At 39.9% G+C, this 12930-nt stretch carries 13 protein-coding genes; 10 read left to right on the forward strand and 3 right to left on the reverse strand.

Going from position 1 to position 12930, the window contains the following annotated elements; all coding sequences use genetic code 11:
• Positions 1–14: 14 nt before the first annotated feature.
• Positions 15–938: an acyltransferase gene (locus FTU12_RS10615; RefSeq protein ID WP_180114330.1), complete on the reverse strand. Its 924-nt coding sequence runs from the start codon at positions 936–938 to the stop codon at positions 15–17.
• Between the two features lie 247 nt (positions 939–1185).
• Here FTU12_RS10615 and FTU12_RS10620 point away from each other — a divergent pair, with 247 nt between their 5' ends.
• The 9 genes from FTU12_RS10620 to FTU12_RS10660 all read left to right on the forward strand — a co-directional run bounded on the left by FTU12_RS10620 (position 1186) and on the right by FTU12_RS10660 (position 10726).
• Positions 1186–1818 (forward strand): OmpA family protein, encoded by a 633-nt coding sequence (locus FTU12_RS10620; RefSeq protein WP_078193108.1) that lies wholly within the window; start codon positions 1186–1188, stop codon positions 1816–1818.
• Between the two features lie 137 nt (positions 1819–1955).
• The gene (locus FTU12_RS10625; RefSeq protein WP_180026556.1) at positions 1956–3995 is read left to right on the forward strand and encodes a UvrD-helicase domain-containing protein; all 2040 of its coding nucleotides are present in this window, start codon (positions 1956–1958) and stop codon (positions 3993–3995) included.
• A gap of 62 nt (positions 3996–4057) precedes the next feature.
• Positions 4058–4510 carry a dUTP diphosphatase gene (gene dut, locus FTU12_RS10630; RefSeq protein WP_111885270.1) on the forward strand — a complete coding sequence of 151 codons (453 nt, stop codon included), beginning with the start codon at positions 4058–4060 and terminating at the stop codon, positions 4508–4510.
• 545 nt (positions 4511–5055) lie between these two features.
• Positions 5056–6480 (forward strand): phosphomannomutase/phosphoglucomutase, encoded by a 1425-nt coding sequence (locus FTU12_RS10635; RefSeq protein WP_180114331.1) that lies wholly within the window; start codon positions 5056–5058, stop codon positions 6478–6480.
• A gap of 10 nt (positions 6481–6490) precedes the next feature.
• Complete coding sequence (gene argB, locus FTU12_RS10640) at positions 6491–7399, forward strand: acetylglutamate kinase (RefSeq protein WP_078190033.1); 909 nt, start codon at positions 6491–6493, stop codon at positions 7397–7399.
• 209 nt (positions 7400–7608) lie between these two features.
• Positions 7609–8457 carry a class II glutamine amidotransferase gene (locus FTU12_RS10645; RefSeq protein WP_111885279.1) on the forward strand — a complete coding sequence of 283 codons (849 nt, stop codon included), beginning with the start codon at positions 7609–7611 and terminating at the stop codon, positions 8455–8457.
• Between the two features lie 263 nt (positions 8458–8720).
• Positions 8721–9176, forward strand: coding sequence for a bacteriohemerythrin (locus tag FTU12_RS10650; protein WP_078190032.1), 456 nt, complete (start codon positions 8721–8723; stop codon positions 9174–9176).
• Positions 9177–9317: 141 nt separating this feature from the next.
• A complete protein-coding gene (locus FTU12_RS10655) occupies positions 9318–10400 on the forward strand; it encodes a hypothetical protein (protein ID WP_180114332.1) in 1083 nt (360 codons plus the stop codon).
• Positions 10400–10726, forward strand: coding sequence for an RnfH family protein (locus FTU12_RS10660; protein ID WP_111885267.1), 327 nt, complete (start codon positions 10400–10402; stop codon positions 10724–10726). Before FTU12_RS10655 ends, FTU12_RS10660 begins: the two co-directional genes overlap by 1 nt.
• 43 nt (positions 10727–10769) lie before the next feature.
• Here the strand turns inward: FTU12_RS10660 and FTU12_RS10665 are convergent, their stop codons facing one another.
• Positions 10770–11168: an outer membrane protein assembly factor BamE gene (locus FTU12_RS10665; RefSeq protein WP_078193102.1), complete on the reverse strand. Its 399-nt coding sequence runs from the start codon at positions 11166–11168 to the stop codon at positions 10770–10772.
• Between the two features lie 112 nt (positions 11169–11280).
• Between FTU12_RS10665 and fur the strand changes: the two genes are divergently transcribed.
• Entirely contained in the window at positions 11281–11718 is a 438-nt protein-coding gene (gene fur, locus FTU12_RS10670; protein ID WP_078193101.1) for a ferric iron uptake transcriptional regulator, read from the forward strand.
• A 79-nt stretch (positions 11719–11797) separates the two neighbouring features.
• Here fur and FTU12_RS10675 read toward each other — a convergent pair whose 3' ends face one another.
• Entirely contained in the window at positions 11798–12919 is a 1122-nt protein-coding gene (locus FTU12_RS10675; protein ID WP_180114333.1) for a PilT/PilU family type 4a pilus ATPase, read from the reverse strand.
• Positions 12920–12930 lie beyond the last annotated feature (11 nt).

A 12930-nucleotide genomic window follows, 5' to 3' on the forward strand; every position in this document is an offset into this window, starting at 1 on the left:
AAACTTCTTCTTAATTATTCAGTAACTGAGTATTTAGCTTTCATACGAGTAATGAGTTGGTCTTTCTCCGTCCACAGCTCATCTACCCAATGCTGAAATTTTTCACGGAATTCTGCATCATCTTCATAGTTGCCGCCATGCACCCACGTTGGAATTTCAATTTTACGTAAATCCACGGCGATACGCGGAACTTCACCGAGCCAAAATTCGCCATAACCTGGTGCACCATTTGGATAGACGATGGTCATATCTACGAGAGCATCAACTTGATCCCCTAAAATATTGAGTGCCAGTGCTAAACCACCCGCTTTCGGCTTAAGAAGGTTTTGATACGGTGATTGCTGCTGCGCATGTTTTTTAGGGGTAAAGCGAGTGCCTTCCAAATAGTTCAGCAGGGTAAAAGGCTGGCTCAATAACTGTTCACAAGATTTACGCGCTTCTTCCATATCTCGATATTTAAGTTCAGGATTTTTCGCGATTTGTTCTTTGCTGTGTCGTTTCATCATTGGAAAGCCTAAAATTTTAAAAGCTTGTCCAACAAATGGAATGAAAATGAGTTCCCATTTGGTAAAGAAACGCGTCAGAGGCATACGGGTTAAACCAAAATATTGGTTAACTGTTGTATCGACCCAACTCTGATGGTTACAGGTCATGAGATAGCGACCATGCAAATTTAAGTCGAGGCCTTCATCGATGGTGATATCCCATTTTGTGTTGGGTAAAACGTGATCAATTAACCAGTTATTGACCGTGAGCCAACTGTTGGTAATTTTTATGTTGGTTTCATCAACCTTTTTTGATTTTTTAAAGAGTTTGGTTAGACCCAGTGCTAAAACAGGAGGGCCATGGAAAAAAGTACTGCCTGTCATAATAGAACCGACGGTAAGTCCTTTGCTAATTTTTTTTAGTGTCGGTTGCTTATTTGTTTGAGATGACATATAAAAAGTCCTAGCGGAAATTGTCCAAATAATGATTGATTCTAATAAATATAGTTCGAGTTGATTAAATAAAAAAGGGCATCTGCTGAACTGTGAAGAAATTGTGATGGAATTAACAATTAAATCTCGTATTCATATTACAAATTGTAACTAAACGTTTTATTATTAACAAAAAATCAATGGTTCAGCCATTTGTTTTACTTCATCATTTCAACCATACAACAAAACACAAAGAAGGAGGCATGCAATGCGTGCACTAGTAATTTCGGCAGTAGTTGGGGCAATGGCACTTACTGGTTGTCAAAATATGGAATATGACAAAGCAGCGATCGGTACTGGTTTAGGTGCTCTTTTAGGTGCTGGTATTGCTTATTCTAATGCTGATAAAGACAAAATGGGTCAAGCAGCTGCAATTGGTGCTGTAGTTGGTGGTGGTGCAGGTCTTCTTCTTGATAAGAAAGAAAAACGTCTTAAACAAGAATTGGCTGGTACTGGTGTTGACGTAGGTCGTAATCCAGATGGTTCGATCAACCTTGTTATGCCATCAGTAACTTTCGCAACTAACTCTTCAACTATTCAATCTCAGTTCCAATCTGCATTGAATGATGTTGCTAAAGTATTGCGTGAAGACGGTACTGCAAACAAACTTGCAATCGTTGTACATGGTCACACAGATAACACTGGTACTGATGCGATCAACAACCCACTTTCTCAAAACCGTGCAAACTCAGTGAAAAACTACCTAGCGTCTCAAGGTATTTCTTCAACTCGTATTACTGCACGTGGTTACGGTTCAACTTCTCCAGTAGCGGATAACTCAACTGCTGCAGGTCGTGAACAAAACCGTCGCGTAGAAATCTCAGTTTACGAAACTAAATAAGTTTTAGTTCGAAACGAAAGGCCACCCTCGGGTGGCTTTTTTTATGGCATTTTTAATGACCGATAAAATACATTTTGCATTAGGCAAGATCGTTTCAGATGACTATAATCATCCTCGAATTAATAAGAGGAAAGACTATGTCACTGGCAAGTCAGTTGAACGACAAGCAACTTGAAGCAATGAAATACACTCAAGGACCCTTGTTAGTACTTGCAGGGGCAGGTTCAGGCAAAACATCGGTGATTACCCGTAAAATTGCCTATTTGGTGAAGCATTGTGGTATTCCTGCGCACCGTATCACCGCGATGACCTTTACCAATAAAGCTGCGCGTGAAATGAAAGAGCGTGTGACGAAGCTGATGAGCCGTGAAGAGGCAAAAGGGCTGTCGGTTTCTACATTCCATAACTTCGGGCTAAACATGCTTCGTTTGGAATTAAAAAATACACCGCTCAAAAATAACTTTTCAATTTTAGATGCAGATGACTGCAAACGCATTTTGATGGACTTAATGCATCGCGACAATTTATCCGGTGCAGAAAGTAAAGAGCTGATTGCCAAAGCCATGAAAATGATTTCAGATTGGAAAAACGATTTGATTCCACCAGAGCAAGCGCACACCACCTGTGAAACAGCAGAAGACGTTCAATTTGCACATTTGTATCAACTGTATGAGCGTAATTTACGTGCCTACAATGCTGTGGATTTTGATGATTTGATTGTCATGCCGACGCGCTTATTACAAGAAAATGCAGAAGTGCGTGATCGTTGGCAAAATCGAATCCGCTATTTATTGGTCGACGAATATCAAGATACCAACACCGCGCAATATATCTTGGTGAAATTACTCGTGGGTGTCATGGGACAGTTCACCGCGGTAGGTGATGATGACCAATCGATTTATGCATGGCGTGGTGCTAAGCCTGAGAATATGGCTTTATTGAAGGAAGATTTCCGTAATCTGAAAGTGATTAAACTTGAGCAAAACTATCGCTCGACCAGTCGTATTTTAAAAGCTGCCAATACAGTTATTGGCAATAACCCACATATTTTCGATAAAAAGCTTTGGTCAGATAAAGGCCATGGTGAAGTGATCCGCGTGATTACTTGTCGTAATGACGATGATGAATCAGAACGCGTCGTAAAAGACTTGATTACGCACAAGCTGATGAACGGTAAAAATTGGAAAGACTACGCCATTTTATACCGTGGTAATTTCCAAGCGCGTGCTCTAGAGACACAGCTACGCCAAATGCAGATCCCGTATAAATTATCGGGTGGTCAGTCTTTCTTCGCTCGTGCTGAAATTAAGGACTTGATGAGCTACTTACGTTTGATCATCAACCCTGAAGATGACAGTGCATTTTTACGAATTATCAATACGCCAAAACGTGCGATTGGTCCTGTGACTTTGGAAAAGCTTGGCTTATTTGCGCAGGAAAGTAATTTATCCTTACTCAGTGCAGCAGGTGACCAGCGCTTAAGCATGGCGATTCCGAAAAAAGCCACAACCCAATTGGCCGAATTTGCGGACTTTATTTCGACCTTTACTCGTGAATTAGTAGAAGATGATGAACCTGTTCCGATCATTCGTCGCATGATGATTGAAGCAGGTTATATCGACTATGTTAAAGAATCTGCAGCTACACCTGCGCAGGAAAAAACCAAACTGGATAATATTGAAGTGCTATATAGCAGTATTCAAAGTTTGATAAACCGCGCTGAAGATGTAGATGAAAAGAACATTGAAAGTGTGATTCGTAAAATGGTGCTGCTCGATATGTTAGAACAGCAACAAGAAGAAGAAGACACCGATAAAGTCAATTTGTTAACACTTCATGCGTCGAAAGGTCTGGAATTTCCATTCGTTTATTTGATTGGTCTGGAAGAAGAAATTCTGCCGCATAAAAATTCCATTGCTGCCGACACGGTCGAGGAAGAACGACGTTTGATGTACGTGGGGATTACTCGTGCACGTCAAGGCTTAACCATGACTCTAGCAGAGCAACGTAAAGCCGGTGGTCAAATGCGGCAAATGACACCAAGCCGTTTCTTGGACGAACTGCCACAAGATGAATTGGAGTGGTTAGGGCGCAAGAAAAAGCTAGCAGGGGATATCGATCCTAAACAGCAAGCACAGCATTATTTAGAAAATTTACGTGCGCTGATTAAGCGTTAAAGCTTAAAGCGTAGATTATTTTTATTTTTTGAAAATTCGTTTTATTGAAACAGGAATGAACCATGAAAGTTCAAGTTAAAGTTCTCGACACACGTTTAGGTACAGAATGGCCAATGCCAACTTATGCAACAGCAGGTTCGGCAGGCCTTGATCTACGTGCATGTGTAGAAGAGACTACCGTGATTGAGCCGGGTCAAACTGTTCTGGTAAAAACAGGCCTATCGATTTATATCGAAGACACTAACTTTGCAGGTTTAATTTTGCCGCGTTCAGGCTTAGGTCATAAACACGGAATCGTGTTGGGTAACTTGGTCGGTTTGATTGACTCAGACTACCAAGGTGAATTGATGGTATCTGTTTGGAACCGTAGCCAAACGGCATTTAGCCTAGAGCCGGGTGAGCGTTTAGCACAATATGTTTTAGTGCCAGTTGTACAAGCTCAGTTTGATATTGTGGATGAGTTTGAAGCCACTGAACGTGGTGCAGGCGGTTTTGGTCATACAGGTAAAAACTAATCAGCGCAAGACTTTTGCTCCAGTGTGTTGACAAGTAAATGCCTACAATCAAGTAGCTAATAAAAAACCATCCTCGTGATGGTTTTTATTTATATCATTTTATTCAAATTCAAATCTATATTTAGAGTACTTTGGATCTTATTAGGATTTTTAATTCTGATGAGTTTACTTGGTTTATATTTTAGGGGTGAGGGTAAAGAATAATTAGAATTTTGTGTATTGGTTTAAATTTGATCGATTTACTATATTTATACACATTTAAATAAATAATCAAAAATATTTGAAAAATAAAATATTTAAGACTAAATGATAAATTGATATTTTTATTAATGTAAGTTATTGATTTAATTTTAAAAATAAATTAGTGGATAAATGTGAGTGTAATTTTTAGATCAGTATTTAAATATTATTAATTGATTGTTAACTAAATTTGTTATAAAAAAGCTACACTTTTTTTCAGGATTTTATCCTTTAATTAAAAGCTTAAATTCTCAATAGAATTTTAGATTTTTTAATTAATAAAGATGTAATTAGAAGAACATAGTATGGGTTCACTGTTTAGTCACTTTCCGCAACATATTTTTCGTGCATATGACATTCGCGGGAAAATATCGCTCTTAAATGCTGATTTAGTTCAGTCAATTGCTTGTGGCTTAGTCAAACAATATTTAGATGTAGGGCAAAAGAGACTTGCCATTGGCTATGATGCGCGTTTAACCAGTCCAACCTATGCAAAAATAATTCAAAAAGTCTGCCATGATGCTGGCCTTGAAGCGGAAATTATTGGCTGCTGCTCAAGCCCGATGTTGTATTTTATTGCGGGACAATTTCAAGGCAATGGCATTATGGTGACGGCGAGCCATAATCCAAAATCAGATAATGGTATCAAGTGGATTATCAAAGGTGAGCCACCTTGTCCGGAGATGATTCAACACGTTGCAGTCGAAGCACGAAATTGTTTTTCATCGGAACGCGTGCACTTGATGACTGAACTTGAGCCACACGAAATCAAACCTGAATATTGTTTGGCCTATCAGAAATTTATTTTAGATGACATTCATTTACAGCAACCGCTTAAAGTTGTGATCGATGGCATGCATGGTTCAGCTGGGCATTGTGCAGCCTTATTATTAAACAAATTAGGCTGTGAAGTTTTGGCATTACGTTGCCAAGCTGATGGACATTTCCCTGATCATGCTCCAGATCCATCACAGCTCAAACATTTAACCCATCTCCGCCAAGCCATACAGCTACAAAAAGCCGATATTGGCATTGCTTTAGATGGTGATGGTGATCGTTTAGTGCTGATTGATGAAACAGGCAAAGTCGTTTCTGCAGATCGATTATTGTGTTTATTTGCTGAAATTTGTTTGACTCAAAAACCACATGCAGAGGTGGTATTTGATGTGAAATGTTCAACAATGATTCGGGATACCGTGTCTGATCTAGATGCGCAGCCTGTCATGATTCGAACGGGCAGTAGTTTCTTGCGAAAATATATTTCCCAATCTAAAGGCAAAGCGGTTTTTGGCGGAGAGTACGCAGGGCATTATGTTTTTAATGACGGCCGCGGCGGCGGTTATGACGATGGTCTATATGCTGCACTAAGAGTCTTAGAATATATTCAAGCTCAGGGACTGACATTGTCAGAAGCTTTGGCGAAATATCCAGAGCGCTTTAGTACCGAAGATTTATATGTCAGTACGCATCAGCATGATCCAGCGGAAGTTTTAAAGCAGGTTGAAGCCAATTCTACGCGAATTCTGGCACAAATCAGTAAAATTGATGGAATACGCCTTGATTTTGATGATGGATTTGGCATCATTCGAGCATCGAATACAGGTGAGTATTTCACTTTACGCTTTGATGCCAACTCATCAGCACGCTTAAAAGAAATACGAGATCTGTTTGTTTTCATGTTAGTTGAGCACTATCCAGACATTGCTCATGACATTCCAGATGCTCAATAAGGAGAGGCAAATGCCACATCAACATACTGGCATCGACAAAGCACAAATCCTGACGGAAGCTTTGCCGTATATTCAACGTTTTGCGGGTAAGACGCTGGTAGTGAAGTATGGTGGTAATGCCATGACCGATCCTGAGCTTGAGAGTTCATTTGCACGTGATATCGTATTGCTGAAAACGGTTGGTCTAAATCCGATTGTGGTACATGGCGGTGGTCCACAAGTGGATTCATTCCTCAAACAATTAGGCCGTGAGTCTGATCGTATCGACGGTATGCGCGTGACTGATCCTGCAACGATGGAAGTTGTCGAGATGGTCTTGGGCGGCAGCGTGAACAAATCGATTGTGAACTTAATCAATAAACACGGTGGCCGTGCAATTGGTTTAACCGGTAAAGATGGTAATTTGATCCGTGCGCAAAAATTATTGATGGAAAAAACTGCCGAAGATGGTTCAGTAAAACAGATTGATTTAGGTCTAGTTGGCGAAGTGGTTGGTGTGAAAACTGACGTACTTGAAATGTTTACCCAAAGCGATTTTATTCCTGTGATTGCACCATTAGGTGTAGACGAAGACGGCAATACCTATAACATCAATGCTGACTTGGTTGCAGGTAAAGTGGCGGAAGCATTGGGTGCGGAAAAGCTAATTTTATTGACCAATATCACGGGTGTTTTAGACGAAAATAAAAATCTGCTGACTGGGTTAACCACCCAAGAAGTCGATCGTTTGATTGAAACTGGCGTGATCTATGGCGGCATGATTCCGAAAGTTGGCTGTGCATTAGATGCAGTCAAAGGCGGCGTAATCAGCGCGCATATCGTTGATGGTCGTGTACCTCATGCAACATTACTTGAAATCTTTACAGATCATGGTGTGGGGACTTTAATCACCAATCGAACCAATGTGAAAAAAGCTTAAGATACTTAGCATTTTTTGATATAAAAAAGCCTCTTTTGAGGCTTTTTTATTATTTATCAGTTGGCTAAGTGAGATTTGAAAAGATCAAATAATGTATTTGCCCTGTTGGATTATAAAAACTCTTACAATGGCGCCGATTTTAGATTTACAACAACTAAAACTGTCATGCACAATAGAGAAATCATAGATTTACTGCTGAAATGATCGATATGTGCCAGCTGCTCGGAATGAATTGTGCGACTCCTACCGATATTACTTTTTCGTTTCGGGGATTTTCGCAGCGAGCAGGAATTACCTCAGATCATTGTGATGGCTTTGGTATCGCTTTTTTTGAAGATAAAGCATGTCGTTTATTTGTCGACAATCAATCTGCTGTAGAGTCTCCGATTGCTGAGCTGATCCGAAACTACCCGATTAAATCTCGCAATGTGATTGCACACATTCGTAAAGCGACACAAGGCAAAATTAATCTTGAAAACTCACATCCATTTAGTCGTGAATTGTGGGGCAGACAGTGGATTTTTGCACATAATGGCGACCTACATGGCTTTCAGCCTGAGCTCACGGGGCGCTTCAGCCCCGTCGGCAATACCGACAGTGAATTGGCCTTTTGCTATTTGCTTGAGCAAATGGTGAAACGTTTTGGTTATACCGAACCTACACTTGATCAGGTGTTTGACCTGTTATTAGAAATCTCTCCGAAAATTGCAGAACATGGCACCTTTAATTTTTGTTTGTCGAATGGGCAGGCGCTATTTAGTTATGCGATTACCAAGCTGCATTGGTTGGTTCGAGAGTTCCCATTTCAACCTGCACAGTTGATTGATATTGATGTTGAAGTCGATTTTAGTGAAGTCACCACGCCTGAAGACCGTGTTGCCGTGATTACCACTGAACCCCTAACGCAAAACGAAGTTTGGACAGCATTTGAGCCGGGTGAAATGATTTTATTTCAACATGGCCGTCCAATACGTGCTGCAAAGACGGTTGTTGAACGTTTAGAACGTGAGCGGCTGGACCCATCTTTAAAACGTGTCACACGTGCAGATCAGTATTAATTTTGAATGAAAGATATTCATTATAAAAATGAATATCTTACACTTTATTGAATTAAGGGTGTTTTCTAAGATATTGAATTGATTAAAAAATATCTTAGCTTTATACTCGGGATTAAATAAATTAACATAATAAAAACAATTGATTACAATATAAATGGCAGTATTTCAATTAAAACCAACCTTTTTACTTCATTTTTATTTAAGTTCTTTAATTATATGATGAAATTTACGTGATAAGTCCTTCATATTTATAGGTGGTCGTAATGAAAATGAAATGGGTTCCAGAATACAATACTGGTATCGATGTGATTGACGATCAACACAAACGGATTCTTGACTACATCAATGAAATTGATGGCATTGACGCAAATACAGATCGTGATCGTGTAAAACAAATTCTGGAAAACATTATTGATTACACGCAATCACATTTTACCTTCGAAGAATCTTTACAAGAAGAAGCGGGGTATAAATATCGTGTGCCACATAAACGCGTACATGATTTATTTATTAAAAAAATTGAATCTTACCGCGACCGTTTTGAAATGGGGCATGCGATTGAAAATGAATTACATGAAGTGCTTTCAAAATGGCTGATTAACCATATTCAGCACGATGATGCTGATTATGTCGGTGCGGTTAAAGAAAATATGATGGGTATCATCAAAGAAAAAGAAAAGAAAAAAGGCAAAAATTGGTTTGCTCGTTTCTTTTCATAAGCCCAAAAATGAAATAAAAACAATTAAATTCTTATAATATCATTTGCGCAGCAAATCACCTTTAAGGTGGTTTGCTTTTTGTTTTTGATTTTCAAGGCACGGCAAGGCAAAATAGCGCTAGAATTTTCAAAGGAATTTGTCATGCAGGACAATGCGATGTCGAAATGGTTATCGCCACTGATGGCGTTCTGTTTATCTTTTATCATTATTGCAACTTTAGCACCGGTAACAGGTATTCAAATTGAACGTCAGCTAGATTTCTGGCTGTTGTGGCTAGGTACAATGCTTATTTTAGCTTTACCGCTATGTTATTTGGAGATTGCGTTAGCAAAACGTTCAAAAACCACAGCAGTCCAAGCGCTGTCTTCGCTGACACGTGATGCAGATGCTTCGCCAAAATGGCGTTTGGTGGGGTGGCTTGCCGTAGTATTTATTCCATTTCTAGCAGGTGCCATGCTTTCAGCCGCTTCGCAATATGTGGCAACTTTTACAGCCAATGGTTTTGCTTATAGCGTTATTTTAGCTGTCCTTGCAGTGATTGCATTTGCATTATCATTTGTACCACGCCAATTTTTAGTGATCTTGACCACTATAGGTGTGATTGCTGCAGTGGTCTTGGCGAATGTTATGGGAACGGCATTGCCAGAATGGAAAATGACTACACTCGAATTTAGTGAGTGGGGCAATGCAACTGTCTTGGCGCTCGTAGCAAGTGGTTTGGGGATGGGCTTATACTGGCAGTCAAGTTTGCCAGCCGTGAAGCAACAAGAGATTGCAAGCAAAACGGTATTTCCAATTTGGATTGCTCAACTCTTGGCAGTGGTTGCCTTTGCTTTTTTCGCAGCAAAAGCACAAGTACCTGCTTTAGCATTGGTTGTGGGTTTAGTCGCTGCTGCAGCATTACTGATTCAGATGGCACGTGAACAATTACAACAACGCCAATTGGCCGTAGTGGTGCAATGGGCGATTTTATTGGTTGCGGTTTTTGTATGGGCACTGAGCACTGTTGTTCCAGTATTTAATATTGCCTTGTTGATTTGGGGCTTAATTATTTGTCTGATTTATGCGATTTTCGCAGGTTGGATTATGAAGATTAGTCATCTACGTAAGTCAATGAACTTCAGTCATGAAACCTTTTATAATATTTGGCGTATTGCCGTACGTATCGTAGTGCCCTTGTCAATAATATTGGCATTGGTGGCTGTGATTGGGCAGTTATTCTAATGACAGCTCAGTTACAAGTATGGGTCGCTTATGCGAGCGTGGAACAGCAGATATTAATTCCGCTGAGCTTTAATCCCGGTATGACGGTTGAAGATGCTATTGTGCAAAGTGGCATTCGAAAACAAGTGGATTTACCCGAAGAATTAACACTAGGAATCTTCGGGGCGCGTGTAAGCGATTCATCTCAGTTACTTGAAGCAGGTGATCGTGTCGAAATCTATCGTGCATTAACCATTAATCCGAAAGATATTCGTCGTAATCGCGCCAAGAAAAATCCCGTTGGCCGTTATTGTCGAGGCAATCGTTTCAAACAATTGTACTTATAAAAAAAACCCCTAAATTTAGGGGTTTATTTTTATCTGAAAGCGACTATAGTGGTGGCGCAGTTAAAATCGCTTCTTTAGAACCTGGTAAGCCAGGTTGAGACTCTGGAATGGTTTCTAAGCCTTCAATTTTTTGAACGATACCGTTTTGGTCAAAGAAGATTTTTAAGTGTTGACCATGTGCAGCAGGAATCTTGGCTTTTTTAGCATATGTTCCTGGGGTATACTTATAAATGTAGTCCCAACGTAACGGATTCATTGGATCGGCAACAGTTGGACTACCTAGCAAAAAGCGAACTTGTTGGTGGCTCATTCCCACTTGAATTTTAGCCGCTTGTGCTTGAGTTAAAGGTGTACCTTGTGGAATATCAACTTTATAAACGCCCAAGGTTGAACAGCCTACGAGCAATGAAGTGACGAATAACGTCAGCATGATTTTTTGCATTTTGCTAAACTATCCCAAATTAATTATGATGCATTTGATCCAAGGATAGATCATACTGCATCTACACTTTGTTGCATATTCCAACTTTAATTTTGTTGAGAGACCTTTTTTCATGCCTATTTCAAATCAAGATTTACGTAAAGCTGGACTTAAAGTTACACTTCCACGAATTAAAATATTGGAATTGCTTGAAAATTCAAGACAACATCACTTAAGCGCAGAAGATATTTATAAGACTTTACTTGAACAGGGTGAAGATGTGGGTTTAGCAACTGTGTATCGCGTGTTAACACAGTTTGAAGCTGCAGGTATTATTCAACGCCATCATTTTGAAAACAATCATTCTGTTTTTGAGATTATGCAAGAAGATCACCATGACCATATTGTGTGTCAAAACTGCAATAAAGTGGTGGAATTTACTAATGATGTGATTGAGCATGAGCAACATCAAGTGGCAGAAAAATTTGGTTTCCAACTTACAGGTCACTCATTAAATCTTTATGGCTATTGTGATGCGCCTGAATGCCAAGAAGCGTATCGTAAAAAATAATCCAATGCGGATGAGAATAAATAAAAAAACAGACTTCATATGAAGTCTGTTTTTTTATTTCCGAAAGCATCATGCAGAATTAATGTTGACCATCAAAGGTAATATTTGAATTTGCACGCAGTAAATGCTCGCCGCCTTCTTCAGACAATTTAATTTGTAGACGCAGGTCGTTCGGTGAATCGGCATGTTTGAGCGCATCTTTATAGCTAATTTGCTTGGCTATATATAGATCATATAAAGCTTGGTCAAAGGTTTGCATACCCAGTTCACGAGAACGCTTCATCAGGTCTTTAATTTCATGCACTTCACCCTTACGGATTAAATCTGAAATTAAAGGTGAGTTGATCAAAATCTCAATGGCTGCACGACGTGAATTACCATCAATAGTTGGAATCAACTGCTGCGCAACCATTGCTTTTAAATTCAAAGACAAGTCCATGAACAGCTGACTATGACGATCCGCTTCAAAGAAGTGAATGATACGGTCGATGGCCTGGTTGGCGTTGTTGGCATGCAGAGTAGCAAAAACCAAGTGACCCGTTTCAGCAAAGGCAATCGCATAGTCCATGGTTTCACGTGAACGAATCTCACCAATCAGAATCACGTCAGGTGCCTGACGTAGCGTATTCTTTAAGGCAACTTCGAAAGAGTCGGTATCAATACCCACTTCACGTTGGGTAATGATACAGCCTCGGTGTTGGTGTACAAATTCAATCGGGTCTTCAATTGTAATGATATGACCTTTGCTATTTTCATTACGATAGCCAATCAAAGATGCCAAAGAGGTTGATTTACCTGTACCCGTTGCACCTACGAAAATGATAATGCCACGCTTGGTCATCGCTAATTCTTTTAAAATCGGCGGTAATTTCAACTCATCCATCGTTGGAATAACGGTTTCGATACGACGCAGAACCATACCTGGCTGGTCACGTTGTTGAAAGGCGCTGACACGAAAACGAGCAGATTTACTGGTATTACTAATGGCAAAGTTACATTCGCGCGTATCGGCAAATTCCTTACGCTGTTTGTCAGACATAATCGAATGTAAGATTTGACCGACAGTCGGGCCCGGTAACTTAGTCGAGCCAATTGGCAAAATTTGCCCATTGATCTTAATCGAGGGTTCAACATCGGCTGTAATAAACAAATCCGATGCTTTTTTCTCCACCATATAATCAAGTAAGCCGTTAAAATCCATAACGATCGCCC

It is taken from the genome of Acinetobacter sp. YH12063 (genome assembly GCF_013419715.1).
In the GTDB taxonomy this organism is placed as follows: domain Bacteria; phylum Pseudomonadota; class Gammaproteobacteria; order Pseudomonadales; family Moraxellaceae; genus Acinetobacter; species Acinetobacter amyesii.

What these genes read in the sequence shown, in the direction of transcription:
- FTU12_RS10615 (WP_180114330.1), bottom strand. Translation starts at nt 938, where the DNA reads ATGTCATCTCAAACAAATAAGCAACCGACACTAAAAAAAATTAGCAAA.
- FTU12_RS10620 (WP_078193108.1), top strand. Translation starts at nt 1,186, where the DNA reads ATGCGTGCACTAGTAATTTCGGCAGTAGTTGGGGCAATGGCACTTACT.
- FTU12_RS10625 (WP_180026556.1), top strand. Translation starts at nt 1,956, where the DNA reads ATGTCACTGGCAAGTCAGTTGAACGACAAGCAACTTGAAGCAATGAAA.
- dut (WP_111885270.1), top strand. Translation starts at nt 4,058, where the DNA reads ATGAAAGTTCAAGTTAAAGTTCTCGACACACGTTTAGGTACAGAATGG.
- FTU12_RS10635 (WP_180114331.1), top strand. Translation starts at nt 5,056, where the DNA reads ATGGGTTCACTGTTTAGTCACTTTCCGCAACATATTTTTCGTGCATAT.
- argB (WP_078190033.1), top strand. Translation starts at nt 6,491, where the DNA reads ATGCCACATCAACATACTGGCATCGACAAAGCACAAATCCTGACGGAA.
- FTU12_RS10645 (WP_111885279.1), top strand. Translation starts at nt 7,609, where the DNA reads ATGTGCCAGCTGCTCGGAATGAATTGTGCGACTCCTACCGATATTACT.
- FTU12_RS10650 (WP_078190032.1), top strand. Translation starts at nt 8,721, where the DNA reads ATGAAAATGAAATGGGTTCCAGAATACAATACTGGTATCGATGTGATT.
- FTU12_RS10655 (WP_180114332.1), top strand. Translation starts at nt 9,318, where the DNA reads ATGCAGGACAATGCGATGTCGAAATGGTTATCGCCACTGATGGCGTTC.
- FTU12_RS10660 (WP_111885267.1), top strand. Translation starts at nt 10,400, where the DNA reads ATGACAGCTCAGTTACAAGTATGGGTCGCTTATGCGAGCGTGGAACAG.
- FTU12_RS10665 (WP_078193102.1), bottom strand. Translation starts at nt 11,168, where the DNA reads ATGCAAAAAATCATGCTGACGTTATTCGTCACTTCATTGCTCGTAGGC.
- fur (WP_078193101.1), top strand. Translation starts at nt 11,281, where the DNA reads ATGCCTATTTCAAATCAAGATTTACGTAAAGCTGGACTTAAAGTTACA.
- FTU12_RS10675 (WP_180114333.1), bottom strand. Translation starts at nt 12,919, where the DNA reads ATGGATTTTAACGGCTTACTTGATTATATGGTGGAGAAAAAAGCATCG.